This is a genomic window from Nitrosomonas sp. Nm58, from assembly GCF_900107335.1.
GTDB lineage: Bacteria > Pseudomonadota > Gammaproteobacteria > Burkholderiales > Nitrosomonadaceae > Nitrosomonas.
Genome location: NZ_FNPQ01000018.1, coordinates 26,210 through 52,501 on the forward strand (window position 1 = coordinate 26,210; position 26,292 = coordinate 52,501).

At 44.5% G+C, this 26,292-nt stretch carries 22 protein-coding genes; 12 read left to right on the forward strand and 10 right to left on the reverse strand.

The window, feature by feature from the left end; translation table 11 throughout:
- Window positions 1-36: 36 nt before the first annotated feature.
- From BLW34_RS08550 to BLW34_RS08555, 3 genes are read right to left on the reverse strand one after another with little or no spacing between them, the layout of a single operon-like run.
- Window positions 37-582, reverse strand: coding sequence for an endonuclease V (locus BLW34_RS08550; RefSeq protein ID WP_090578256.1), 546 nt, complete (start codon window positions 580-582; stop codon window positions 37-39).
- Window positions 583-595: 13 nt separating this feature from the next.
- Complete coding sequence (locus BLW34_RS15590) at window positions 596-814, reverse strand: hypothetical protein (protein WP_143037894.1); 219 nt, start codon at window positions 812-814, stop codon at window positions 596-598.
- Window positions 815-873: 59 nt separating this feature from the next.
- Complete coding sequence (locus tag BLW34_RS08555; RefSeq protein WP_090578259.1) at window positions 874-2,439, reverse strand: hypothetical protein; 1,566 nt, start codon at window positions 2,437-2,439, stop codon at window positions 874-876.
- Window positions 2,440-3,595: 1,156 nt separating this feature from the next.
- Between BLW34_RS08555 and BLW34_RS08560 the strand changes: the two genes are divergently transcribed.
- The 7 genes from BLW34_RS08560 to rffA are packed head-to-tail and all read left to right on the forward strand — an operon-like array spanning window position 3,596 to window position 10,098.
- Window positions 3,596-4,552 carry a glycosyltransferase family 2 protein gene (locus BLW34_RS08560; protein WP_090578262.1) on the forward strand — a complete coding sequence of 319 codons (957 nt, stop codon included), beginning with the start codon at window positions 3,596-3,598 and terminating at the stop codon, window positions 4,550-4,552.
- An 11-nt stretch (window positions 4,553-4,563) separates the two neighbouring features.
- Complete coding sequence (locus tag BLW34_RS08565) at window positions 4,564-5,325, forward strand: class I SAM-dependent methyltransferase (protein ID WP_090578265.1); 762 nt, start codon at window positions 4,564-4,566, stop codon at window positions 5,323-5,325.
- Window positions 5,322-7,001 carry an HAD-IA family hydrolase gene (locus BLW34_RS08570; protein ID WP_090578268.1) on the forward strand — a complete coding sequence of 560 codons (1,680 nt, stop codon included), beginning with the start codon at window positions 5,322-5,324 and terminating at the stop codon, window positions 6,999-7,001. Before BLW34_RS08565 ends, BLW34_RS08570 begins: the two co-directional genes overlap by 4 nt.
- Window positions 6,998-7,738, forward strand: a complete 741-nt coding sequence (locus BLW34_RS08575; protein ID WP_090578271.1) for a WbqC family protein — start codon at window positions 6,998-7,000, stop codon at window positions 7,736-7,738. The genes BLW34_RS08570 and BLW34_RS08575 overlap by 4 nt, the downstream gene beginning before the upstream one ends.
- A complete protein-coding gene (locus tag BLW34_RS08580; protein ID WP_218138815.1) occupies window positions 7,735-8,100 on the forward strand; it encodes an EamA family transporter in 366 nt (121 codons plus the stop codon). Before BLW34_RS08575 ends, BLW34_RS08580 begins: the two co-directional genes overlap by 4 nt.
- Complete coding sequence (locus BLW34_RS08585) at window positions 8,097-8,990, forward strand: class I SAM-dependent methyltransferase (protein WP_090578274.1); 894 nt, start codon at window positions 8,097-8,099, stop codon at window positions 8,988-8,990. Before BLW34_RS08580 ends, BLW34_RS08585 begins: the two co-directional genes overlap by 4 nt.
- Window positions 8,974-10,098 (forward strand): dTDP-4-amino-4,6-dideoxygalactose transaminase, encoded by a 1,125-nt coding sequence (rffA, locus tag BLW34_RS08590; protein ID WP_090578276.1) that lies wholly within the window; start codon window positions 8,974-8,976, stop codon window positions 10,096-10,098. The genes BLW34_RS08585 and rffA overlap by 17 nt, the downstream gene beginning before the upstream one ends.
- Window positions 10,099-10,366: 268 nt before the next feature.
- Here rffA and BLW34_RS08595 read toward each other — a convergent pair whose 3' ends face one another.
- On the reverse strand, window positions 10,367-13,084 hold the full coding sequence (locus tag BLW34_RS08595) for a cation-transporting P-type ATPase (RefSeq protein WP_256203702.1): 2,718 nt from the start codon (window positions 13,082-13,084) through the stop codon (window positions 10,367-10,369).
- A 77-nt stretch (window positions 13,085-13,161) separates the two neighbouring features.
- On the opposite strand from BLW34_RS08595, the gene BLW34_RS08600 reads away from it, so the two are divergent.
- On the forward strand, window positions 13,162-13,686 hold the full coding sequence (locus BLW34_RS08600) for a protein tyrosine phosphatase family protein (protein ID WP_090578282.1): 525 nt from the start codon (window positions 13,162-13,164) through the stop codon (window positions 13,684-13,686).
- A gap of 89 nt (window positions 13,687-13,775) precedes the next feature.
- On the opposite strand, the gene BLW34_RS08605 is transcribed toward BLW34_RS08600, so the two are convergent.
- Genes BLW34_RS08605 through BLW34_RS08620 form a run of 4 tightly spaced genes read right to left on the reverse strand, consistent with a single transcriptional unit; the run spans window position 13,776 to window position 18,166 of the window.
- Window positions 13,776-14,726, reverse strand: coding sequence for a polysaccharide deacetylase family protein (locus BLW34_RS08605; RefSeq protein ID WP_090578286.1), 951 nt, complete (start codon window positions 14,724-14,726; stop codon window positions 13,776-13,778).
- A 10-nt stretch (window positions 14,727-14,736) separates the two neighbouring features.
- Window positions 14,737-15,516, reverse strand: a complete 780-nt coding sequence (locus BLW34_RS08610) for a class I SAM-dependent methyltransferase (RefSeq protein ID WP_090578289.1) — start codon at window positions 15,514-15,516, stop codon at window positions 14,737-14,739.
- Entirely contained in the window at window positions 15,488-16,846 is a 1,359-nt protein-coding gene (locus BLW34_RS08615; RefSeq protein ID WP_090578292.1) for a putative O-glycosylation ligase, exosortase A system-associated, read from the reverse strand. The genes BLW34_RS08610 and BLW34_RS08615 overlap by 29 nt, the downstream gene beginning before the upstream one ends.
- A 54-nt stretch (window positions 16,847-16,900) precedes the next feature.
- Window positions 16,901-18,166 carry a glycoside hydrolase family protein gene (locus BLW34_RS08620; protein ID WP_090578295.1) on the reverse strand — a complete coding sequence of 422 codons (1,266 nt, stop codon included), beginning with the start codon at window positions 18,164-18,166 and terminating at the stop codon, window positions 16,901-16,903.
- A gap of 419 nt (window positions 18,167-18,585) precedes the next feature.
- Here BLW34_RS08620 and BLW34_RS08625 point away from each other — a divergent pair, with 419 nt between their 5' ends.
- The 4 genes from BLW34_RS08625 (at window position 18,586) to BLW34_RS08640 (ending at window position 22,289) form a co-directional block, all read left to right on the forward strand.
- The gene (locus tag BLW34_RS08625; protein ID WP_090578298.1) at window positions 18,586-19,551 is read left to right on the forward strand and encodes a GNAT family N-acetyltransferase; all 966 of its coding nucleotides are present in this window, start codon (window positions 18,586-18,588) and stop codon (window positions 19,549-19,551) included.
- A gap of 45 nt (window positions 19,552-19,596) precedes the next feature.
- A complete protein-coding gene (locus tag BLW34_RS08630; RefSeq protein ID WP_143037895.1) occupies window positions 19,597-20,676 on the forward strand; it encodes a hypothetical protein in 1,080 nt (359 codons plus the stop codon).
- Window positions 20,677-20,799: 123 nt separating this feature from the next.
- Complete coding sequence (locus tag BLW34_RS08635; RefSeq protein WP_090578303.1) at window positions 20,800-21,447, forward strand: hypothetical protein; 648 nt, start codon at window positions 20,800-20,802, stop codon at window positions 21,445-21,447.
- 107 nt (window positions 21,448-21,554) lie between these two features.
- Complete coding sequence (locus BLW34_RS08640; RefSeq protein WP_090578306.1) at window positions 21,555-22,289, forward strand: class I SAM-dependent methyltransferase; 735 nt, start codon at window positions 21,555-21,557, stop codon at window positions 22,287-22,289.
- Window positions 22,290-22,514: 225 nt separating this feature from the next.
- Here BLW34_RS08640 and BLW34_RS08645 read toward each other — a convergent pair whose 3' ends face one another.
- Together BLW34_RS08645 and BLW34_RS08650 are read right to left on the reverse strand one after the other, a co-directional pair.
- Window positions 22,515-23,951, reverse strand: a complete 1,437-nt coding sequence (locus BLW34_RS08645; protein WP_090578308.1) for a lipopolysaccharide biosynthesis protein — start codon at window positions 23,949-23,951, stop codon at window positions 22,515-22,517.
- A 125-nt stretch (window positions 23,952-24,076) separates the two neighbouring features.
- Window positions 24,077-26,242, reverse strand: a complete 2,166-nt coding sequence (locus BLW34_RS08650) for a VanZ family protein (RefSeq protein ID WP_090578311.1) — start codon at window positions 26,240-26,242, stop codon at window positions 24,077-24,079.
- Between the last annotated feature and the right edge of the window lie 50 nt (window positions 26,243-26,292).

Here is a 26,292-nt window from a genome sequence, read left to right on the forward strand (position 1 = left end):
TGCACTCAGCGGTAAATTAAGCGCTCAGCAAATGATTTATCCGGGTATGGGCGTTGATCCGTTTAAACGGCATAATTGATCAGCTTTTTTTAGCATGGTTGGAATTCTATGCACGCCATGCATGGACATAATATGCAATTTTGCGGCAGAGAGTGTTTCACCGGCGCTTGTAATGTAGAGTGGTTTCTTGCTGGACCCTCTAAAGATCGCATATTCTTCACTAATTCCAACATACGACCTCTTTGCAACACCAATAACCTTCACCTTGCCATGCAATGCATCGTACAGATGCTTACCCAAGCCTGACTTTGAACAACCATCTAAATAAACGTAACCATCCACCACAATGTACTCTGGTTTCAAACTGTGCTCATTCAACAGCTTGAGAATGCAGGGAAGCTCTCGCTGATAAAACTGCCCAGGAAGGTAGTCATCGACATTATCAATCTTACTGACGTAAATATTGCTTGGACTGTCATCAGTCCAGCTTTTAAGGACAATCCCTGCAACCAAACCATTAGTTTTGTCGTATTGAACATCTATAGCTAATATCAAAGAATAGCCCAATCCTTCAAATTCCATGCAATTTTTACATCTAATCCTCCAGAAGCGATCTACCGGCAAGCTTCCATACTGCCCTGCCGCCTTGTGCTTGTTCCCATAAAAAAAACAGCCCAAGCGTACCTCTGGTTTGACCCACAAAATCTGTGCGAGAGATATTGACCGCGCCATCCTCGGAAGGAAGGAATGGCAATGACCAGCACACATCTGTTTGATGGTCACGCCCCCGGGTTGCCCGAAGCGGTTGATGCAAGTGGCCAGCTTGGCGCTAAGTGGTAAGGTGCTCCGAGTCGCCCTTTGTATGAAATATGCCTAGTGCTTGAGCGAATAAATCTTGATTCCACGTATCTCATTGCTATCTGAAAGCTCGTATCTGGAGGTGAGCCATCCGTAAGTTAGCGGGTGCATGCGGCTATATCGAAACTCTGGATTTCCGTCCAAGGCATGGTCTGATAGAAATATCCGTTCTGGTAAAGATGATTCCAGCCGCCTAATTTCTCTGATTTCAAAATCACTATTTCTTGGTATTAGAGGATAAATTTCCCAAATTGCCATCTGGGTACGAAAAATTGCGTGAATGCTCGGCATATTGGGCAAGGCCAGAAAACTGACTGAATTGTGCGTTAGCTCTTGTACCTTCTTGGCTATCAACTGCAATTTCTCGGACAGACTTCGTTTTATCCACAGTTGCTCACCAGCAATATCAGTTTTCACATAATCCTCTTTTAATACACTGTGCAGCAGGTACCCTTTGGGAACGGTAACCAACGATACCATGAGCAAGCTAACGGCCAGCACCAGAGGACGCAACTCTTTCATTAATCCACCTGCAGCCAATAGGCCGATCAAGGCTGGATATATCCCTAGCGTGAGGTGGACCAGGTCTGATCGGGAAAAGGCATAGTGCGCATAGGGAATGGCGGCAGCAATCGCCGCCACCAAAACCTTTCGCGCATCGCTGCTCAAATCAAACCGGCCAAATGCCAGCACCAGAATTCCAATCAGAGGGAAAACCAGTAAAAATACAAAACCAATTCCGATAGCCAGTTCTACTACAGACATCAAAATTCCAATTTCCCCCACTCTCACAGACCAAGGCCAGGGAACTGGCAGGGAAATATTGGTCGCTCCATACTTAAACATCAGGGTGATGCTGTCTATGAATGCTGCCGCAAAACCATCAATGGCAAGCATCATAATCAGCGTCGGCGAAAATCCAATCAAAACGCCCAAAATAAAATAACCATACAAGCCAGCCACAGCCTTCCGCGATGGCGCTTTTAACAAAATCACCGATAGAACAAAAATGGATGCCATCGCGCCATATAGACCGTGATTTCGACCTACAATGGCTGCAATGCCAAGACATATGCCAGCGAACAGCCACGCAGCAGGTTTGGTAGTTTTCAGCATGAGCACCAGCATTGCGACTATCGCAATGCTGGTAGCGTGATCGTATGCCTTGTAATACGGTTTCACCCAAATGGTAAGAATACAGGCCGTCAGCAGCGCGAATAGCCATCGTACAGCGCCTTCTCGCTGCAAGGCCAACAAGCAGATGAACACTCCCAGCAGGACCCCAAAAGCTTGATAGACGGCAGCACTCACACGCGCCGCGAAAATTCCGTCATCTCCCATGAGATACATGAAAGCCGCAGTCCAGTAATATCTACCGATGTCATAAGACATAAAATCGCGTAGCGGCACTTCTCCCTGCAGCACACGTTGCGCCCCATACCAGTAAAAACCTTCATCGGCCAAATCAAAATCGTATCGCCATGTGAGCCAGAACCATAGCCCTGAAATACCAAGCGCAACCACTGCCGCCAAGGAAAAGTTTGTGCGATACGAATTAACAGTCAATGTCACTGGTTTCATAATATTTTGGGATTTCAAATAGCGATTGAACTTGGTTCGTCAAATTCAAATCAGAGGCTGTGAATAAATTAGAATTTGGGAGAAATAAAATATTCTCGGGAAAAATGACTAGACAACTAAATTCTCGAGTCTTCAGAACGGCCCAGGTTCGATTATTATGCCCCAAGTATTGGTGAAGAGACCTTCTGGATTGATTGTGGCACTGTCTTGGTAGTTTATTCACAGCCTCTCAGTCCGGAAAGAATGCCTGGATCAGGTCAGTCCATTAATTCGAGAACGGTTGAATAGCCAAAATCCGAGCCAAGCTAGCTTGGCTGATCAGCTCAAATAATTAGTTCATATGATTAATTTTTTATCATAGCATTTTTTCTTATTGATCCAACACCATATGTTACTGATAGGGTGAGTGACATAAAAATCCGAGAAACTCATAACAAAAACATAACATCTTTATTAATAACAATTATAACATCTAACCAAATATGACTTGCTTTCTGCCCTGCAAAGGTCTCTCTATGTGGGGAATTTGAAAGGTGTTGGACGTATTTATCAGCAAACCTTCATCAACACTTACTCCAAGGTGACATATTGCAATGAATGATAGATCCTGGAAGATTATGTAAATTCTTAGTAAAAAAACAAGCGGATTAGCTGTGGGTATAATTCAGTAAAAATTACACTCTCCTTGGAAATTATAAAAAAGAGGACAGATCATTTTTATAAGTCTGGAAGCTTATTTTCCTCTATACATGCAGCATCAATACTTGACTAGTAGACCGTTCCAGCATAACGGTTACAGAAAACGCCGTTCGGCCTGAGCCTGTCGAGGGCCGATGTCAGTTGCTTAGCGGTTTGACAAGCTCACCGCGAACGGTAATGGTTTTACTGGAACGATCCACTAGGTATTCAATTTTTTGTAAATCTTATTGTTAGATTTATTTATTTTCTTATTCGCACTCGAGTATGTATTAGGATTTCCGTTAAAATATAACAAGTGATCAACTACCGAATATGAAGTTATAAATGAATCTTACTAACTTGCTAGCAGCCCAGCAACTTGTCGGAGTGAAATTTGAATATGCTATGCAACCAATGTGCGTGATCCTGAATCAAATCCTGGTGTAGTTTATAGGTACAACCGTAAGGGGTGACAAATATGACGAATAGTTCTGAGGGTACCAATACTACTCAACCCGAAATCAGTATCGTTTCCACGATGTACAAGTCACGCCCCTTTCTGGAGCAGTTTTTAGATGAGTGTCTCAAGGTTCTTTCCGACATGGGGTGCCTTCATTTCGAGATATTACTGGTAAATGATGGGTCTCCGGATGATTCTCTAACATATGCGCTGGAACGCCGGTTAGATATTCCTCAATTAGTAGTAGTCGATCTTTCGCGCAATTTTGGCCACCACCATGCTGCTCAGGCTGGATTGCAGCATGCCCGTGGAAAATTCATATTTCTCATCGATTGCGATCTGGAAATTTCCCCTCTTGTGTTATCGGATTTTCACCACAAACTTTGCGAGTCGCACTGTGATATGGTCTTTGGTTATCAAGAAGCGCGCAAAGGTAGCCGATTCGAGCAGATCAGCGGCGGACTGTTCTGGAAGGGATTCAACTTTCTCAGCGACGTCAAGATTCAGGAAAATATTGTTACAGAGCGAATCATGACGCGTCGCTTCGTCGAAGCACTGTTACAAATGGGTGACCGCAATCTGTTTCTTGCCGGTATGATGAGCTGGGCCGGATTCCACCAGATCGGCCTGCCCGTGGTCAAGAAACAACGTGAAGGGCGGAGTAGCTACACACTTGCGCGACGTATCAGTCTGATGGTCAATGCGGTAAGCTCGTTCTCGGCTCAGCCACTGGTCTGGCTGTTCAACCTAGGAATAACCATTACTTTGCTTAGTTTCTCCTTCGCTCTTTATCTAGTGCTGCGGAAGATATTCTTTGATGATACTCTAATGGGCTTCACTTCCATAATGACCATGATAACGCTTAGCCTTGGTATTCTGACCACAGCAATGGGAATCGTCGGTATTTACCTGGGAAAGATATTCAATCAAGTGCAAAACCGCCCAACCTACATAGTTAAAGATATTTATCGATAGCGAAGAAAATCATGCAAAAATTGGAAAAACTGGAAAAACTGGATAGCTACAAGCAGTCGTACACAACCGCTTTTCCTTATTTTGAGGAAAATCTTATTATACATATGGTTTATGGGAAGCATATCGGCCAATATATACAATCGCATGGTTTGCGTACAGCAATGAGCCTGGGTGTCGGTCATACCGTAGTGGCTCAGCCTATCCTTCAGCAACTGACAAACGGGACGCTGGAGCGATACGTGATTGTGGATGGGGCGCCCCAAATTATAGAGGACTTTCGCCATTCGCTTGAACCCGCGCCTGAAGGGTTGGAGTTGATCGAGGGATATTTTGAAACCTTTACAACATCAGGACGATTCGATGTTATTGAAGCGGGATTCATTTTGGAGCATGTAGATGACCCTGCTTTTGTGCTTAGCAGATTGCACCAGTTTCTAGCACCTGGTGGGCGTATCTTTATTGCCGTGCCCAATGCACGCTCGCTACATCGCTTGCTTGGAAATATGGCCGGCCTCCTGGACGACTTGTATGTTTTGAGCCCATCCGATCTAGCTCTTGGACACAAACGCTATTTCGACTTAGATACAATCTCAGCACTGGTACGTGAAGCGGGTTTTAAGATCGTCAACACCGAAGGCCTCATGCTAAAACCCTTTACTACCCATCAACTGAACACTCTGAATCTCCCTCCCTCTGTCTGGCAGGCGCTGGTTAATATCTCCGCTGACTACCCGGAGATTTCCAATGCTATTTATCTTGAAGTAACTGAATGAGTTTGCGCAATATTCTTGTTATCTCCGGCGGAGGGTTTCAGGGACTTGGCCTAATCAAGGCACTTCGTGCAGTGACTGGAACACGTATATTGGTAGGGGACTGCTATGCAGAAAATGTTGCGCGCTATTTTTCGGATGCTTTCTTCCTGCTACCACTGATAAAAGAGGAGCAGGCTTTCCTGAATTTTGTCCTTGATCTGTGCGAACGGGAAAGCGTGAATGCAATCTTTGCATCCACAGACTATGAATTGGAGTTACTGGCGCGTCACCGAGACACCTTCGCAGCACAGAACGTCACGGTCTATGTTTCAAATATACCACTGTTGGAATTAGCTAACGACAAGCTATTGTTTTATCGATGGCTGTTGAGGGAAGGCCTGCCCTGTTTGCCCTGTTATACTACGCATCAAGATACAAATGCGGCCTTTCCCTTAATTGGCAAGCCTCGGCATGGCTGGGGTAGTCGTGGTCTGCATATCCTGGCCGACCGCGAGACTACTTCGGCAATTTCGATCGAGGAAAACGAAGACCTCGTTTGGCAGCCGTGCCTGAAAGATTTTGACGAATATTCCATTGATTTTTCGATCAATGTCATGGGCAACATTTCCCCCCTTGCATTCAGGCGCCGGATACGCTCGCTAGGTGGTTTTGCGATTCTTTGCGAACCCTACGCGCCAGAAAATATCCAGAGCATTGCCCGGCTGACTATTGAACATCTTATTCCATTGGGCGCACGTGGACCCATGAATCTGCAGATTTTGCGAGCTTACGATGATACATGCTGGGTATCTGATCTTAATCCTCGGGCAGGTACTTCCATGCCTTTAAGCCTTGCTATTGGTCTCAATCCTTTAGCTTTCTTACTCACCGATGGCGCCGTTGATTCTAATTTTAGTAATCACTCGTCGGTACAGGGCTCTCGTGCAAGAACATTGCGCTACCTTGAAGAGCGCAGCATTCCCGATTTGCAGCTTAACGAGGTAAGGGGCATAGTGTTTGATTTGGATGACACTCTCTTGGATCAGAAAGCCTGGATGATTAGTAAACTGGAACTGACATGGCATGAGGAAAGAGCAGTCCTGCCCGAGCGGGCAGTGTTCCTTTCCATGGCTCTACAGATTATTGAGGAAGGCAATCGTGCCTATCTTTTCGATGCTCTATGTTTGCAATTGGGTTTGGATGACACTATCCGTTTACGGTTGATTGAAACTTATCGTAAAGCTAGACCCGAAGACATTCCTCTGTATAGTGATGTGCCATCTACTTTGTATCAACTCCGCAAGCTTGGATACCGCATCGCAATACTATCAGATAATCCGCCGGTTTCACAGCGGCAGAAACTGGATGTCTGCGGCTTGTTGCCACTGATTGATACACTAGTGTTAACCGCTGAACTGGGGACACAAAAACCCGATCCCCATGCTTTCATAGAATGCACCCGATTGCTCGAATTGCCGCCTGATCAGATTGTCATGGTAGGCGACAACCTATTCCGAGATATGCGGGGTTCATTTGACGCGGGTTACAGGCATTCCTTTCATGTACAGAGAGCTGGTGCGTTTTTCAATTTTAATCCAAACCTGGCGTTGCGTGTCAGCAGCGTAATGCTAACATGCACAACGATTACCAACTTAAATGAGCTTTTCTGGCATCTGACCGGAGTTGCAACACCATGACACAGCAATTACTCAGACCATCTAGAAAGGTAGCGATAATCCAATCTAACTACATTCCGTGGAAAGGTTACTTTGATATCATCCATGACGTTGATTTATTCATTTTTCTGGACGATGTTCAGTACACCCAGAGAGACTGGCGAAACCGTAACAAGATCAAAACGCCAAACGGCCTTGAATGGCTAACAGCCCCTACCAATGGCACCCGGCAACACCGGATTCACGAGGTCGAATTCCCCGACACCAAGTGGCAGTTGAAACACTGGCAGACACTGCGTCATAATTATGGCAAGGCGCGCTACTTTGAGCGCTATCGCACATTTCTGGAAGACGTTTATCTGGGACGAGAATGGAGATATCTCTCTGAATTGAATCAATACCTCATCGAACAAATTTCGCGTCAATTCCTGGGTATTTCCACAGTGTTTGCTGATTCCCGTCAATATCAAGCGGTTGAAGCAAAACAGGAACTTATTATCGATATAGCGACCAAGGCCGGTGCAACGCTTTACATCTCCGGGCCGTCGGCACGAGACTATATTGACGAGGTGAGATTCGCGCAAACAGGCATAGAATTGATATGGAAGGATTATAGCGGCTATCCTGTATACCCCCAGTTTTACCCACCTTTCGAACATAGCGTAACTATCCTCGACCTGCTATTCCATGTCGGACCCGAGGCAGCTTACTACATATGGGGATGGCGGAGTAATATTAGCTCGATACCTGGCAAATGATGAGTTATTTTTATATTTTCCTCACTATCATCCTAACCGTATACGGGCAAATTGTGCTGAAATGGCAAGTTAATGACGCGGGGGATTTTCCAGAAAGTTCTTCTGACAAGATAATTTTTTTGATACAACTTCTAGCCAATCTATGGGTTATTAGTGGTTTCTTTGCGGCCTTCCTTGCTTCGCTGGCGTGGATGGCTGCAATGACGAAGCTGGAATTAAGCCATGCTTATCCCTTCATGAGTCTTAATTTTGTATTTGTTATCATTTTGAGCAGCCTGTTATTTCACGAAACAATCACCCCGCTAAAACTTATCGGCCTAGGCTTAATTATCCTGGGTATCGTGGTTGGGAGCAAAGGTTGAAAATCTGCATTTCGTGCAAGGCAAAGTTTGCAAATACCGATTGGAAGTGTCCATACTGCTCCTTCAGCCCACAGCAGATAGGAGGGCACCTAAGTTTTTCTCCAGAATTAGCGCAATCCAGTGAAGGATTCCAACCTCATCACTTTGCAGAACTGGCGCATGCCGAATCGGGAAACTTCTGGTTTCGCTCACGTAACCGGCTCATAATCTGGGTGTTGGAGCGCTTCTTTCCAGAGGCGAAGAATTTCCTGGAGATCGGATGCGGCACCGGCTTTGTGCTGTCGGGCGTGGCCGATGCGAATCCGCAGTTGGAAGTCAGCGGAAGCGAGATCCATTCGGCAGGACTGAGCTATGCAACTGATCGTGTTAAACATGCCACATTGTTTCAAATGGATGCCCGTAATATTCCATTTGAAAACGAATTCGATGTAATAGGTGCGTTCGATGTGCTTGAACACATTGAAGAGGATAATAAAGTTTTGGCACAAATGTTTAATGCCCTATCACCTGGTGGAGGAATAATTCTGACAGTTCCTCAACACCGTTTTTTGTGGAGCCAGCAAGATGAGTACGCATGCCACGTGCGCCGGTACGAAGCACAAGAACTGCAAAGCAAAATTGAACAGGCAGGATTTCAAGTGGAGAGAGCCACATCATTTGTATCCTTGCTATTGCCATTGATGTTCATGTCGCGACTATCCAAGCGAAGACCTGTTGAGAACTATGACGCAACTCAGGAACTCAGAATAAATGGAATAGCTAATAAGGTACTCGAAACAATACTCAACTTTGAACGTTTCATAATCCAGGCGGGGATCTCTTTTCCTGCTGGCGGATCTCGATTAGTGATTGCTCGGAAACCACTAGGAGTGTATGAACATACCGTTTAATAAGCCCTTTATGACGGGGAAAGAACTGTGGTACATCAGCCAAGCTCACGCCAATGGACATCTTGCTGGGGATGGCGTTTTTACCAAAAAGTGCAGTACATGGCTTGAACAACACATCGGATGCAAAAAGGCATTACTGACGCATTCCTGCACAGCAGCCTTGGAAATAGCAGCGATTCTGATTAATGTCAAGCCTGGAGATGAAATCATCATGCCTTCCTACACCTTCGTCTCTACGGCAAATGCCTTCGTGCTTCGGGGGGGAGTGCCAGTATTTGTTGATATCCGGCCAGACACGCTCAATATCGATGAAGCCCTGATCGAAGCTGCGATCACACCTAAAACCAAAGCAATTGTGGTTGTACACTACGCAGGAGTAAGCTGCGAAATGGATACCATCATGGCGATTGCAGAAAAACATAATTTACTAGTTATCGAAGATGCTGCTCAGGGCATCATGTCAACCTACAAAGGTCGACCGCTCGGGAGTATCGGACATCTCGCAGCCTTGAGCTTCCATGAAACCAAAAATATTATTTCTGGAGAAGGCGGGGCTCTGTTGGTAAATGATTCCACTTTTGTGGAACAGGCAGAAATAATTAGAGAAAAAGGTACCAACCGGAGTCGTTTTTTTCGTGGCCAAGTAGATAAATATACTTGGGTGGATTTGGGTTCCTCCTACCTTCCCAGCGAGCTGATCGCTGCTTTCCTATGGGCTCAAATGGAGGATGCTGATATCATTACAAAACGTCGTTTGAGTATTTGGGATACATATCATCAAAATTTCGAGCTCTTGGAGCAGCAAGGTAGAATTCGCCGACCGATCATCCCAGTTGATTGTATTCACAATGCACATATGTATTATTTGTTATTGCCGAATCTGGACAGACGCACTGCTTTTATCACTGCTCTCAAGAAAATTTTGATTTGGGCGGTTTTCCACTATATACCCCTTCACAGTTCTCCCATGGGAGAAAAATATGGCCGGAAATCTGGAGAATTACATGAAACACAACTGCTCAGTGACAAACTGGTAAGACTTCCCTTATGGCTCGGGTTGGAAGAATACCAAAATGAAGTCATCCAGCATATTATTGCCGAATTGTAATTTGTTGATAGAATTGTTGATAGAACCAATGAAATGAAGTTATGGTATTTGGCTGTTTAAATCATTTCCTGAACTATCTTTTGGGTATATGAGTGACTGATCTTGCCCGATTTTGTGGGCGCTCCACTAAGCGACCTTTTTAGCTTCAAAAGCTTCCGGCTGCCTTGAATCGATTTACGATCTTGTTTGAGGAGCGAATGCCTAACCATTAACTTAAACTCCGTTTACACAAAATTCAGAATACCTCCATACACTGCCGATGAAAGCATTACAATCGGGTAATCTGGTAACGACCAATCAAATACTTCTCAACCTCAATCACCAGAAAAAGCAGTACCCCAAATGACACTATTTTAGTCCATGCAACCGTATCAATCGCCACCGTACCAAACAATTGCTGCATCAAGGGGTTGTAAGTAAACAAAAGCTGAATCACTATCAGTACACTAATGGCAAGCAGTACATAAGGACTTCCCAGTAATCCTTTATAGGATAATGCAGGAGACAACAGGTAACGGCAATTGAGTAAATACCAGATCTCCCCCATCACCAGCGCATTGACTGCGATCGTTCGGCAGGCCTGAATACTGCCGCCCTGGGCTTGTTCCCATAAAAATAACCCCAGCGCACCGCTGGTAAGCAGCAGGGACACAAACACAATGCGCCACAGCATAAACCGTGACAGGATAGGCTCATCTGGGTCGCGGGGCGGCCGCTGCATGATGCCTGGTTCTGCCTTCTCAAAGGCAAGTGACAATGAAAGCGTAATCGCAGTAACCATATTGACCCACAAAATCTGCACGGGAGAAATTGGCAGCGTTATCCCCAGGAGAATGGCGATGACCAGCATGCCTGCTTCCCCACCGCTGGTTGGCATGATATAAATAATCGTTTTTCTGATGTTATCGTAAACCGTGCGACCTTCCTCCACCGCATGCGTAATCGAGGCAAAATTATCATCAGCAATGACCATTCCAGATGCTTCCTTAGCCACTTCGGTACCTTTATTACCCATCGCCACACCGATATCCGCTCGTTTCAGGGCAGGTGCATCATTCACGCCATCACCGGTCATGGCAACGATCTCACCATTGGCCTGTAGTGCCTTCACCAATCTCAACTTGTGTTCTGGGCTGGCACGTGCGAAGACATCCGTCTTCGTAACTTCCTCTCGCAATTGGACATCATCCATTCGATCTAGGTCAATCCCACTCAGTGCCGCCCGACCATCCTCAATCCCGATTTGCCTACCAATCGCACGCGCTGTTGCAATATGATCACCCGTAATCATCTTGACGCGTATCCCGGCTGATCGACATCGCAGCACAGCCTCAATCGCTTCCTCCCTCGGCGGATCGATGATTCCGACTAAGCCAAGCAATGTGAAATCAGTACGAACATGACTGAAACTCAGGGTCATCTGACCACTTTCAGCAGTCTTGACCGCAATGGCAAGTATCCGTTGTCCCAATGCAGCCGCTTCCTGCATTTTTGTCAACCAATAGCTGCTATCCAGCGGACGGTCCACAGCTGCACTCCACTCCCTTGTGCACATAGCCAAAACTTCTTCAGGTGCCCCTTTGAGATAAATATAGCCATGCCCTGCATGATCATGATGCAGGGTAGCCATAAAACGATGTTCAGATTCAAAAGGAATGGCATCGGTACGTGGCAGTGATTCATGTTCGAATAATGGATCCAACCCCGCTTTCAAAGCGAGCGTAATCAATGCACCTTCCGTTGGATCCCCCTCAACTATCCAGTTGCCCTCATACTCACGTAATTGAGCATCATTACACAGCACTCCAGCTCGAACGAGATCGAGTATCTCCGCATGCTCATTCATGAGAATCTCACGACCTTGCAAACCGAATCCCCCAATAGGCGCGTAACCTGCCCCACTGACTTCCAATTGGTGATCAGCTGTGATAATGCACTGCACAGTCATCTCGTTACGTGTCAACGTTCCTGTCTTATCGGTACAAATAACCGTTACCGCACCCAAAGTTTCCACTGCTGGCAGGCGGCGAATAATAGCATGCCGCCTGGCCATCTTTTGCACCCCTAGCGCGAGTGTGATAGTCATAATGGCAGGTAATCCTTCCGGAATAGCTGCGACAGCCATACTGACCGCGGACAGAAATATCTCACTCAGGCCATAATTACCCTGAAGCAAACCATAGATCAGCATGCAGACCGCCACAACCATGATCACACCAGTCAACCAGTGTCCAAATGTCGTCAACTGTCTAAGTAACGGCGTTTCTATGGTATCGACGCGCTCGAGCAACGTGCTGATTCGTCCTATTTCGGTCTGATCACTCGTCGCCACCACAATACCTGTTCCTTGACCATAGACAACCAGCGTACTCGAATAAGCCATACAAAGGCGATCCCCAATAGTGACTTGCGCCGGCACTGTTTCAATTATTTTTTCTACCGCCTCGGATTCTCCGGTCAGGGCAGCTTCTTCAATACGCAAATTTTTGACACTGAGTAAACGCAGATCGGCAGGTACCTTATGTCCAGATTGCAGCCACACAACATCACCAGGAACCAATTGTTCCGCAGGAATCTGCTGGCGTTTACTATCACGCAAAACAATGGCATCCAGCGAGAGCATCCGGCGGATGGCATTCAATGCTTTTTCTGCCTTACCTTCTTGGATGAAGCCGATCAATGCATTGATGACTACCACGCCCACGATTACAGCCGTATCGACCCAATGGTCAAGCCATGCAGTAATCATCGCAGAAACTAGCAACACATAAATCAACACATTATGAAATTGCAGCAAAAACCGTATCCATGCGCTGCGCTGCCGAGGAGGCTTCAGCCGGTTAGATCCATACTGTCTGAGCCGCTGCTCCGCTTCTACCTGAGAAAGACCACTACGGTTGGTTTGAAGGATTGCCATCACTTCATCTGCTGATTGGCTATGCCATGCGGTGTCTGAATTAGAATTGGAAGTCGCCAAATGTTTCACCTTTTACAGTTAAATTGCTCTTCAGTTTGTGCTACCTTAAACAATTATTCACTCTAAAACCATTATACGAAGTCATAATGAATTCGACACATTACATCATTGCATGGTTGCTTATCTTGCTCACAAGCATTACCCATGCCGCCAATCAAACGCCATTTGGTAATCAGATAAAAGCTGTCACCAATTACAATCGCGCCACGACACAAGTCGCCACTGCTGGCATATTGAGTGAGGGAGGTGTGCAGGAGCTCGCTGGACAGGGTTTCAGAACGATTATTGATTTACGTACCGAAGCTGAAGGCATACTTGCAGAAAAACTGGCTGCCGAAGCAGCTGGTATGCGTTATATCAATATCCCCATAACCAGCGCCGGTATTAACGATGAGCAGTTGGTTACTTTTACCGGTGCGATTGAGCAAGCTGCCACGCCAGTGTTGCTTCACTGCGCATCAGGTAATCGTGCCGGCGCGATGTGGACGGCTTATCGCCTTAGCAAAGGGGTTGCGCCAGATATTGCTTTTGAGGAAGGCCGTACCGCCGGCATGCAAATCAGTATGGAAGAAAAAATCAAAACCATGTGTCGTATGAAAAACCTGTGCTAAAGATCAGATTAATTAATCTTGACGGGGTTTTCAATCCCAACCGAATTACTTGGATGCTCCTGGCTCATGCATCTGCCAGTGACGATCACTTAAGCGACTTCAATCTTGTGGAATATATTCCGTACCATACGTGACACATAAAAGAATTCACTTTTGTCCCATGGTGTAAAGCGCGGCAGTTGAAAGCAATCATCACTATCTCTTGCAGCACCCCATGCTGTAGAAACAGCCGCATCGAATCCCAACTGTCTGACCATGTTGACATGATCTACCTGATAATCTTTACCTGGCTTACCATTCGGGTAGGCAAAGAGTCGAACAGGGGCGCGTATAATTCCTTCGAGTATTTCTTTACCCTCAGCAATTTCAGTACGCGCGGCAGCATTTCCAATGCTGGTCAGAATGGGGTGATTGATAGTATGTCCTCCTATTTCCATTCCAGCATGATGTAATTGTCTAACCTGATCTGAAGTCATCATAAGATTGTCAGGCAAATCTGCAGAAATCAAAGCCCTTACTTTCTCTACCTGGGATTGCCTTGCTTCTTGCGGCAAATACTTGAGTGCTCCAATCAGGAAAGAAAGAGCCCGTCTACGCTCATCAAGTGAGGTCATTGCATGAGTACCCAGGTCAATTTCATTAAGATCAAGCACTTCCCCCTGCACCTGACGTATTGACTCAATCACTGTGTCATTCCACATTCTTCCACCATCAAGAAAGCCAGAAGCCACAAAAAATGTTGCCGTAATCCCATATTTCAGAAGAATCGGCAAAGCGATTTCAGCATTATCTGCATAACCATCGTCAAAAGTAATGCTGACAGCGCGACTTGGCAGCGTGCCGCTACGCAGCCTTTTCACGGCCTCAGATAAGGGAAGAATATTGAAGTTTTTGGTCAAATACTTTAGCTCTGTCTCAAAGCTTTCCACATCACTTCCACCCAGCAAAGGATCCGGCTTAGGCAAGACACGGTGGTAAATAACGATGGATAATCTTGCGTTCTTACCGGCAGGGGAAAACAAGAGAGGCAGCATCTTCATAGGATTAGCATTAAAGTTTTTGTAAAGGCCGTTCGCCATACACTATAAATGAATGACTAAACAAAAGGCCTAACCCTGGTAGATAGTAAAAAATCCATCTGGCTAATGAAGTTTCCAACAACCATTGGAAGCGAACCCAACGCGAAGGCAGTATCGGCAACCAATATAATTGAATGTTAACCAAACCATTAGCTTTCATAATAGCTTTGATGCGACGCCATGATTCATAACGCAAATGCATAGGACGATTACTAAGCCTGCGGTAACATCGCTCCCAAAGATGAGGTATACAGGCACCATTCAATGCATCGATCCATATCTGCCCTCCGGGCATTACTGCATTCACAAGCTCATTAGTGACTGCCGATGAATTCTCAAGCGCCTGCGTCACACCGAAACAAATAGCGCCATTAAAAGATTCTGGCTTTATGGGAAGCCTAGAAGCGTCGGCTGCACACCAGTTTATTGAGGAATTTCCTCTCACTTTAGCTTTTTGTAGAGTTGGAAAAGAATAATCCAGGCCGATCACGCGCATACCTCGTTCAGCAATAAACCTTGAGTAGGTGCCCGCACCACATCCCAGATCTAGCCACAAGCCAGGATCATGATGATTCTTATCCCAGAAATGGATGAAATAGCGTAATCGCGCTTCCAGTCCAGTAGATGACCAACCTGCTATCCCTGCATCATCATCTGAACAAACCGCAAATTTCTCAAAATTTCTGCGCCAATTTTCCTCAAATCGATGTCTGGTGTTTAGTTTAGGTATTTTGTACTTTTCTTGCCTCATTAACCATTCGTCTTCTAGGATTGATAGCTGCTTGATAAGCGATTCCAGATATCCGGCTTTGTTGATGATTTGTAGCAAACTGTTGCTGCACAATCCGCGATGTCAGGATAAGTATAACCAAAAAATGATAAGGAAGATCGAAGTACGACAAACCTAGAAATGCTCCGCCTACAGCATAACCTACCAGACCTACCTGAATCATTGAAGCAAGATCATATGCCCATCTGTGATCGGCAGCAGATTGCTTAGTTAATCCCATTATTTTGTTGGCAGTTCTCCAGGCAATCAATCCCAAAATCAGAAAAATGGCCAGACCAACAAAGCCTTGCTCACCCAGCATTTCAAAATAAATACTATGTACATCAGGATAGTGTAAACTCACACTGGTATTTACTAAACCAGGTGCATAATATTCATAATTCGCTTCGTTAAAACTTTCGAACCCTCCCCCAGTTAATGGCCGTGCACTGGCCAGTTTATAGGCAAACGTCCAGGCCGTAATTCTCCCCATTGCGGAGCCATCCTCTTCATAGTTCTTAATTGTCTCCATGCGTTCATGCCATTGCTGGGGCATGAACATGAAAACAAAGGGAATCATGAAAAGTATTGCCATCAGTGGAACAAGCTTCTTCCGGCTTTTCAACCAAAGAAAAAAAGCAATAGCCGCAATAGCCAAAAGCGCACCGCGCGATTGTGTACCCAAAATAGCTATTGATATAAGCAGCATAGCGACAATTAATCCAAAACGAATCCATTTATTGGCGGTATGAAGGAACAAGTACCAAACCAAAGGGACAATCATGACTAATGCCAAACCAATCTCAGTATTGCCTGAGATGAAGCTCGTTGCCGGACCCAGTACGTGATGAGCGCCTCCGGTAGCAAGTGTAAAAATTCCCCCCTTTACGCCATAGAAACCGATTGAAATCACGATAATCCATATCAAACTTTCGATCTTTTTTCTATCGCCCATCACCCACAAAGTAACAAAAACGAAAAATTGAATTTTTATTACCTTATTCCACTGAACCCATGATTCCTCAGGTTGTAGAGAAAAAATCGTGGTGATGAGAAACCAAATATTTAGCAATAAAAGCCAGCCAATAGCAGGTGTCCAGAAAAAATCCAGTTTCTTTCTGGAAACAAGCAAGGACACTATGACCGTTCCTGCGATAATCAGGGCAAAAGGAAAATTATAGGCAAATCCCCATCCCAGCCGATGGGGATTCATGTAGCCAATCCATGACCAAAGAAGCACACCGATATGAGGATTAGAAAGCACAAATGGTAGCGCACCAAAGACTATGCCAGCGACCAACAAATCTCTCATGTGGAATGATCTCCTAATTCTTAATAAGAAATCGAATTGATATGTTAGTACTCATTAACTACATTGATGCTGCAATAACAAGGCATCAATAAAATACTTGGTGGCCCAGTTTGGATAGCCTGCTCGCATGTATCCGCCAAAAATGGGAAATGAACCGGCAATTGCACCATTGAATGCTGAATTGGGTGAATTAATCACTTGTAGCGCTTTTAGAGCATTTACGAGCAAATCTGCAGCTTGCTTATAGTGCATCAGGCCAGTCACCTCATAAAGACGGAAGCAGACAACTGCTATCTGAGCATTGCCTGTCAAGCAAGATGATCGCACTGCAGGCACCCAATCAGCATAAAAGCGGCCTGGCAGCAGGCCACAACGATCAATACATACTATCAACGGATCAACCCCGGCTTTTGCAGCAGCAATGAAATCTGAGCGTTGGGCAAGTATCCCTACCTCAAGTATGCCCTGCAAGGTATAGCCTATTGTATGGGTAAGTGGCGCTGTAGATATCGTCAGGCAATTATGTGCAAACCAACCATTTGAATGTTGTTGACTTACTGCCGCTTCAATTACCTTTACTGCAGCCTGCTGATAGCGCTGCTTCCCTGAGAGGGCTCCAAAACGATACATTGCCCAAGCACACAAGCAAGTATAGGTTTTAATTTCATCAGTACTTACATAATGGCCATTAGTTCGAAAGTAACCTGCTTCGTTAATATCGGCCATCAAAAAATCAGCCGCTCGACCGGCAGCTTCCAGAAAAATTTTATTACCTGTTGCACTATACGCAGAACACCACCCGTCTAGCACCATACCGGTATTAAATGCTGCCGGAGTTTGTTGCTCCGGTGGACAAACCGGCCCACCCTGCACTGCTCCCGATGGCATTTGAATCGCGACTTCCCAATACGCCATTCTAAGCGCAGCGTCTCGAACACGGGCATCCTCAAAACGCTCGGCATAGGACAGTAGCGTGGTAATAATATAACCTGTTGTTTCAGGATAAGACGGCATCCACTTTTCTGGTTCGCTACGGCAAGGAAAATAGCCAAGCGACACGCCATCATCAGGTGTCTCCCGCTGCGCTCGCAGCAGCCAATCAACTGCCGACTGAATTCGAAGAGAGGATTTATCACTGTCAGAACGAATCGAGGAGGTAATATAACGCCATAGATCTTGTAAAACATGTTGCATAAATTCTCGATTGCTGCGCTCAAATAATCGCAGCACCTCACTTGCCAGGCTCCTGATCTCCCAGTATTTTTGACGTGGACCTGCTTTGCTATCACGCAAAAAACGTATGGCTGTAGTAAACTTCAATTTCTCACCTTCTTTCCATTATGTAGAACTCAAGCCTGAATAATCCTAACCTAAAGAAACCCGATAAAACACTAAGCATAGATATCTATTTCACTTCATCATTTGATCGAATTCAATCAACTGGAATATATACTTTTGGGCCTCATGGGCGCAAACAAATAGAAAATTGATGCTTCTTTAATTGCACTCTATCGTATCGTAATAGTAAGCGCGCGCTTCAAGCTCCAATTTTCTGGTGCAATGAGAGCACTGTTTCATTTAGTAACAGCCTACCATAAACAAACTTAAAATCTTTATCTAAAAAATAAACAAGATTAGGTTTTTTTTCTCTTTGGTTTTGAAAAAGATTGATTGATACTTCTTGATTTTCCGTAAAATATTATTTGGTGACACTCTCGAATTCATCTTTTATAAATAAAATGACTGAAATATTTGCAACGGCAATCGATACAACATCACCTCAGATTCAAGAAGTGGTCACGCTTAATTCACATAATCCATTCTATACAAGCGAATATATTGCCTATCGGCGCCTCCAGGGATTTACACCCTGGTTACTAAGCAATAATCTTACCCAATCAAAAACTTACTGCCTTGCATTTATGAAAACCGGGCGGTTGAGACGCTCAGTAGAAATTCCCTCTGTGCCCGATATTCCGGCTGATGAACCATTCTGGCAGAATCTAATAAATTTTTGTCACAATAATGGGGTTACTGCTTTATCAGTAAACAGCTTTTGCTCTCCGGGTGGAATAATTCCAAATCTAGTGCATGAAATAGAACGTAAAACCAGATGGGAGTTTGCATTAAACCTAAAGCATCCAGACATACTGAAAAAAATGTCTAAAGGGCACGCTTACAGGATAAAACGCGCAAAAAAAACAGGCGTAGAAATGCAACGCAGAAAAGATCAAGAAGCGATTGCAACACATGCCCGTTTAATTAGCGCTTCTATGCAGCGACGCAAAGAACGTGGGGAGAATGTCCATACCTCGGTCTCAATAGAAAATTTTTCTAAGCTCATTGATTCTGGTGCTGCTGAAATTTTTTGCGCAGTCGCCGCCGATCAAATACTTTCCTCGAACATCATATTGTTAGCTGAAAAAACCGGCTACAGTCATACCCAGGGAACCAGTCTGGAAGGAATGGAATGTGGCGCAGCTCACTTTCTCATTCATGAAATTGCTTCTACGCTTCGTGATGAAGGTAAGGAATCATTCAATCTAGGAGGAACTGATGATCCCAATCCTGAATCCGGATTAGTCAAGTTTAAAACGGGTTTTGGTGCCGCAACAGAGCAGATAGAACTTCAAGCAGCTAGATTTATACCAAATGGCGTTATCTCTGGCTTTCTCCAACGCATGTTATCCTCCATGAGGAAATAAAACTTGCATTCACTCAAATCCTTACTTCGGGAATTGCATGCTGCCTTGCCAGCCAATTTTCGCTATCCGATAGATGTTGCAACAATAAGCATTCAGGATACCCTGCAAAATTGGTCCATACCCGCTTACCGCATACACGCGCCTATCCCATCTAACGAAGGAGAAGGTACTATCATTTATTATGGAAATAAACCTCAGTATGCATCTTGGACACACAAACTATTGGGTCATGTGATTGAACCCCTTCCAGTAGGTAAATTTTCACTTCTCCAGATACTGAGAGGGAGAAATAAAACATTAGCTGCTGATATATCACTATGCCCTCTGAATCCCCTGACTCTACCATTATATGCCTCCCGCGGATGGCATATTATTCCCTTATTTGTAAATTGCCGTATTAACTTGAATAAACCAATTACGGAAATCATTACCAGCAAAGGAGCAAAGGATGATTTGCGTATAGCACGCCGTATAGGATATCAATTTACACTATTGAGAAACGACAAAGCGATTCACGAATTTTTTCATCAAATGCTTATTCCAACTGTCAAAACACGGCATGAAGATCGGGCATTCTTATCGAAATGGGAAAATATCGAACATACATACCAGAATGGTTTTCTTATAGGTGCATATCTGGGAGATCATTGGATTGGTGCTATTTTACTTGCACTGGAAAGTGCGGATACTGTTCGCATAGCTAATATTGGCTGGCGAAATGGTGATATTACTTGGCTAAAAAAAGGTGTTGTAACAGCTTTGTACAATCAATCTTTCATTTGGGCGCAAGAAAATAATTTTAAATATGTCAATCTAGGCTCAAGTAATCCATTTGTAAACGATGGCCCGCTTAATTTCAAACTTAAATTAGGCGCCAACCTAGTCACGCCGGATTCTGAGATTGAACACGGTCAGACCCACATGATGAATTATTTCGTGGGTATAAAAATCAACTTAGCATCACCGATAGCTCAATCTATGCTGGCATCCACGCCACTACTTGAGTATAGAGAAAACAAATTAAGGGCCATTGGCTGGAATGCTGAAATTCCACCCCTATTTCGCCGACAAATTGACTTAGGTATTGAGTGGATTAATCTTGCTGATGCCCCGACCACAGATTAAGTATCCATTAAAGAACCAGTAAAATTTAATGAAGATTTCCATTTCTGTTCAAATTATCTAGCGTAAACTGCTTCGTTATGATTCTTGATACCAAGCATACCCCTATTTCCACTAGGTAATCCTATGTTGATAATACAGGCGCTCCCCAAAAAGATAATTACCCTTACCAAATCCGCTTTAGGGTATCTTATGCGGGCAAAACAAAACTTTTCTGGCTTTATTATTGACTTTAACAGATTAGAGCTATTCGGTTGCAACTATAGTGAGATGATACCTTTTAATCCCCGATCCGATCTGATTGTTAAAAAGCTAACCGGTAAAGATTTAATAGCGCTCACACTTGATACTGGGAGATTCTCGGAGCAGGCAAAGCTATATTATGTAACGCGTGGAATTGAAACTGCCTATGGCGCTTACAAGGATGGAGAATTGGTCCATATCAGCTGGGTATATACCGCCAGCGAATATTCAAAAGAGCCTTTTCAACGATTGGTTCTCAAAGATCATGAAGTAGAAATTGTTAATTGCTTTACACTAGAAAAATGCAGAGGTCTTGGAGTGTATCCTTATATGATCCAATTTTTATCACATTTACTCTTTCAAAGCGGGATAGAGCGTATTTACATGATGGCGGACCATAAAAACCTTGCATCGCAACGTGGAATAATCAAGGCCGGATTAAAACATCTGGGTCAGGTCATCTACATCCGCATTCCGGCAACGTCAAGTAAGAGCATTTATTATCGGCGGTATCAAAACAAAAACATCTAGCTTATTTTATAAGATCAAAAAAGTGAAAATGAAATCAGGTGCAATCCAATCTATAAATTGCAAAATAGATGTAGATCTTTTCTGAGAAATAACCACGGAGTAACAATATGATCCCCTGGCGTATCAAAGCCTTTTTCTCTGAACATTTCCCGCTTGGTTACCACTTGTTGGCAAACATGCATGCTGAGCATAAATCAGAAGAATACTGGGATTATGCTTTTGATGTGAGCTGGCAAGCTGGAAGTCGTGACTGGCCAACCAAGAACAGGTTAATAAAAGCGCTGACATCACCAGCAGATCGCATACTGGATGTTGGTTGCGGTACTGGTACACTACTTCGATATCTAAAAGAGCACGACTATAAAAATCTTGAGGGTCTCGAGATTTCAAAGCGTGCTGTCGAAGTTCTCGGAAAACATGGGATTACGATGCATCATGCCAAACTACCTAATCTCCCGCCACTTGATCAACAATACGATGTTGTAATTGCATCTCAGGTACTTGAACATATCATTAGGCGGCAAAAATTCCTGCGTGGATTACAGCAAATTCTTAAGCCTTCGGGCTCATTAATCATTTTTGTTCCTGACAATTGTCTGGGGCCAATAGACGAGCCCAGCCATGTTATTAAATTTACCAGGAAGAGTCTGATGAGGGAGCTTTCATCTTGTTTCCAATCGGTATTTGTTGAAAGCATGAAAGATGAAAATTTCGATATGCCTGTTTTATTTGCATACGCTCGAAATAAAATTGGAGAATATTCTCATGAGAAACTTACCGATATAATTTCTCTAGCTACTCTTGACAGTCCTCCTCGCCTAAAGGCGGGAGATTCCTACTGAGGCAAGACGCAAGCCTTACGTACTTCGGTGGATTCCTGGCTCTTGGAAGAATCTGACCGCACCGCTTCTCCACAGGCTAATACGCGGTCGCTCCGACTACATCTCCATGGTTTGTATCGTCACATTCGACACCTTCAAACTCCTCTTGTATCTGGTGATTCTCCCTGGCTGGGTAACCGCAGCATAGACACGTCCGATGCATTTTGATAAGGAATATCACACACACTATTTCTGCCAAACCAGGTTCATCACTTCTTGATAGCCCTGCCTGTTAAAAAATAAGGTAAGACCGCCATATGCCATCACACCCGTAGCAATCATGATTAACAGTTTTGCCCATTGATTGATATCTTCCCCAAGTAACAAACCCATCATCCAGACGGCCAGATACATTCCTGTTGCTGAACTTACTGCTGGCGTAATGGCATGAAAAAGATCGCGTAATTGTAATTCCATAGCACACAGCATGCGATGAATATTAATGGAAAGTACTACTGGGTATACTGTAACCCAAGCCAGCGCCACCCCAACTATCCCCCATTGACTCCCAATCAAGAAAGCAATTGGCATAACAATCGAAGCCAAAAATGCATTCTTCACACCAATGTCAGGCCGACTCAGTGCATTGATAGCAGAAGGCAGGAAATTTGCAATCATGCGGAATGGCATCATCAATGTCAGCAGCTGTAACGGCAAGACCGCACTTTGCCATTTTTGCCCTAGAAACAGGAGAACTATTTCATTGGCTATACTGGAAATTCCCCATAGCACTGGAAAAGCGATCAGGCTTAATACCCGTATAGCCTTGAGTACAAAGCTGCGAAATAGCTCGCGATCATTTTGAATCTTACTAAATACCGGAAATGCAACCTCGCTTACAATAACTGAAACCCGCTGCACCGGCAGTGAGGCCAAGTGCATCGCGACCGAATAAAAGCCAAGCATCTCCTTGCCAAGCAATTTACCGACAATGATCACATCGATCTGGGTTAAGAAGAACCAGAGCAAGCGCGATAGCGTAATATTTCCTCCAAAGGATAAAAAATTTCGCATACCTCGCAAGGAGAATTTGGGGAGCAAATGAAATGGCGCCAACGCATTAAGCACGACCGCCTTCCAAATAGCCCCAAAAAGATTACCGAAAACGAGTGCCCATACTCCATAACCGGCAAAAGCCATGGCAAGCGTTAATACGCTACCAGCAATCGAGGCTGTCAGTTGAATCAGCGAAAGATTTTTGAATTTAAGCTCACGATAAAGCAATACTTCCGGAATGGTAGCCGCAGTAGTGATCAGAAACTGCAACGATAAAACGTGCAGGATCGGAATCAAACGCTCATCGCCAAAAAAACCGGCAATGGCAGGCGCAAGCAAGTTCAATATCGCCAGGAGAATCAGGTTAACCAAAATAATAATGGCAAAAACCTGCCGTAATGAAGCTTCATCTAGCTCCTGTTTCTGAACAAGTGCTGGCGCAAGTCCCGCTTCAGCCAATAAGAGCATGAAAGCAACAAATACTGTCGCCATTGCTAGCAAGCCATAATCCTCAGGTGTCAGTAAACGTATTACGATAAGAGTGATACCCCAGGTAATGATTTGCGCAGCCAGTTTTCCACCTGCTGTCCACTTGAGACCTGTTAATGCTTGTTCCCGTATTGTCATGAAAGTGTTGATTACCGCTTAGAGTTTTATGTATTTATATTTATATATGCTTGACGTAGGAAGTGTGAACCGAGTCTTAGCTTTTTTCACTTATTCAGTCTCTTTATAGTGCTAAATCCAGATTCTCAGAATCTGAGCTGCTGGAAACAGCGTATCCCGATACTCGTCATTATGACGAAGCCTGCCTGGACCAGGCACCATCGCAAGAATAATTCGATTTCTGATAACAGATGCTGACGGTCAGGTCCGAGCAGAAATTGCGTACCCGAGAATATATGTCCATATTTTTCCACTTCAGACTCCAGTCCCTGAGACAACAGCCACCATCCAATCGGCAGCATCGCAATAGAGAACAACACGACAAACGCTAGCTGTTTAATATGGCTAAGGGCATTCGCCAGAATGACCGCATTGAAACAAACGATTGCCAGCAGACCATAGAGATACCCACCACCGCCCCAGCCCATTGGCCCGTCACGAGCAATCAATTCGTTCAGGTTATCAGTGGATGACCAGTCAAAGACAATTGCTTTTGCCAGCCACAACCAGGGCAAAGCGCCGATGATAATCGGAAAAATATGGCGAATAGCCAGTCTATTATGTTCATAAAAGTTAAAGAAGCTTACGATCCATGTCAGAAAAACGATCAATGGCGTATATAGGGCAGCATAACGCACTGGCCGCTCCAGTATCATGACCATATTCGGTCCAATCCATTCAAAGATGTGTCGCCAGCTCTCGCCCCAGATATCACGGTTGATAACATACCAGTATAAATTGTTAGAACCAGCAATATCGGCAATACTCTCTTGAGTTACACTCATAGAAAGTAATACAAGACTAATAAGACTCGCAGCAAATATCCATGCAGGAAACACTAAATAAGGTACTCTGCTGGATACAATTTTATTACTTACCCATACTGCCCCAGCACCAACCCAGAGCAAGGCCAACACAAAAATAAATATGATCAAAAAATGACCATCACCTAAAAATAATTCTCTAAGGTTATAAGGAATGCTAGGCAAACGGAGCATCAACCAAAGTAATCCCGTCATCCCTATCATTAGTAATAGTGGAATAACCCAGCTTGCTCGAAGGGTACTGATATCCCTGGTCGCTAATGGCGCCGCCTCAATAGATGGTTTATGCTTTTCCGAGGCAGATTGTGATTGGGTGTGCTGCAAGTAGCTTTGAGTTTCTGATAATGCCCATGCAACCAGGAGAACGAGCAATGGCTCGGTAATATCAGCTGTGCGGCCCAAGAGGATCATTTGCGTCAATTCGAGTAGAATCGACCAGGCAATCACCCCTGTTGCTATCCCTCTCAAATTACCCCCCATTCCCTGCGCAAGCCATAGTAAAGCAGTATAAATAAAGAGCGATTGAGCCAAGCCAGTTACATTGGTTTGCATTGACCCCTCCAGCATGGTGGCAAAGGGAATCAGGTTGATAGCTCCATCTGATGCGACTATAAAAGGTGTTATCCTCTCGATCGTCCAAGCCAAGAGCAGTGACCAGAAGCTTACATCAAATAATTTCTCCGCATTCTGTCGCAGTAAAAATACACAAGTTAAATAACCTGCCAATAACCCCAATATAACCGTTGTATCTAATACCAGATTAACTATGGCGACTTTGCCGGCAAGAACAACCAACATCAGGCTTGTTAGCCAAATTAATGGCTTTTTACTCAACACGTAAACAACAGCGCCGGCAGCCACAACACCTGCAGCATGTAATATTAGGCCAGAAAGGGAAAAATCGAACTGCAATAAAAGCGGCTTTATGGCATCTTTGAATTTTTGCAAATCCAATGTAGGAACTAACGGCAATAACTCGGTCAGCAGCCACAAAACCAGTATTGCAGAAGGAACAATTAGTTTGGAATCAAATGATGGCAGCACGCCTGCTCGCAAACATTTCTTCATCAAAAGTGCTATTACAATCCCCAATAGCATACCAACCACGTTCCAGACAACGTCAGCGAGTGCTGCTGATCGAGAAGGTAACCATACTTGTGCTAGCTGAAGGATAAAAGCAAGCAATAAACCGAGAACAAATAACCCAAGCATACGAGCGACCGTATTGCGGCCGATTCCCGTAACCAATCCGCTGGCAAGACCAAATGGGATAAACAACACAACGTTGCCAAGCATATCGCTTAGAGAAGTCATCCAACGCCAATCAGAAAAAAAGTTCTCCAATACACCTGGCTCAGGTTGAGAAAAATTTCCTGGGTAAAGTGACCCATAAATGATGAGTAGTGCTATCACCAAGAGTATTCGCATTTCATTCCATCAAAATTTTATACTTTTATCAGTTAGTGAAGATGATCACC

Coding starts and splice junctions, on each gene's coding strand:
- BLW34_RS08640 (WP_090578306.1), top strand. CDS start 21,555: ATGATCCCCTGGCGTATCAAAGCCTTTTTCTCTGAACATTTCCCGCTT.
- BLW34_RS08560 (WP_090578262.1), top strand. CDS start 3,596: ATGACGAATAGTTCTGAGGGTACCAATACTACTCAACCCGAAATCAGT.
- BLW34_RS08570 (WP_090578268.1), top strand. CDS start 5,322: ATGAGTTTGCGCAATATTCTTGTTATCTCCGGCGGAGGGTTTCAGGGA.
- BLW34_RS08645 (WP_090578308.1), bottom strand. CDS start 23,951: ATGACAATACGGGAACAAGCATTAACAGGTCTCAAGTGGACAGCAGGT.
- BLW34_RS08625 (WP_090578298.1), top strand. CDS start 18,586: ATGACTGAAATATTTGCAACGGCAATCGATACAACATCACCTCAGATT.
- BLW34_RS08610 (WP_090578289.1), bottom strand. CDS start 15,516: ATGAGGCAAGAAAAGTACAAAATACCTAAACTAAACACCAGACATCGA.
- BLW34_RS08555 (WP_090578259.1), bottom strand. CDS start 2,439: ATGAAACCAGTGACATTGACTGTTAATTCGTATCGCACAAACTTTTCC.
- BLW34_RS08600 (WP_090578282.1), top strand. CDS start 13,162: ATGAATTCGACACATTACATCATTGCATGGTTGCTTATCTTGCTCACA.
- BLW34_RS08550 (WP_090578256.1), bottom strand. CDS start 582: ATGGAATTTGAAGGATTGGGCTATTCTTTGATATTAGCTATAGATGTT.
- BLW34_RS08565 (WP_090578265.1), top strand. CDS start 4,564: ATGCAAAAATTGGAAAAACTGGAAAAACTGGATAGCTACAAGCAGTCG.
- BLW34_RS08615 (WP_090578292.1), bottom strand. CDS start 16,846: ATGAGAGATTTGTTGGTCGCTGGCATAGTCTTTGGTGCGCTACCATTT.
- BLW34_RS08650 (WP_090578311.1), bottom strand. CDS start 26,242: ATGCGAATACTCTTGGTGATAGCACTACTCATCATTTATGGGTCACTT.
- rffA (WP_090578276.1), top strand. CDS start 8,974: ATGAACATACCGTTTAATAAGCCCTTTATGACGGGGAAAGAACTGTGG.
- BLW34_RS08575 (WP_090578271.1), top strand. CDS start 6,998: ATGACACAGCAATTACTCAGACCATCTAGAAAGGTAGCGATAATCCAA.
- BLW34_RS08605 (WP_090578286.1), bottom strand. CDS start 14,726: ATGAAGATGCTGCCTCTCTTGTTTTCCCCTGCCGGTAAGAACGCAAGA.
- BLW34_RS08580 (WP_218138815.1), top strand. CDS start 7,735: ATGATGAGTTATTTTTATATTTTCCTCACTATCATCCTAACCGTATAC.
- BLW34_RS08635 (WP_090578303.1), top strand. CDS start 20,800: ATGTTGATAATACAGGCGCTCCCCAAAAAGATAATTACCCTTACCAAA.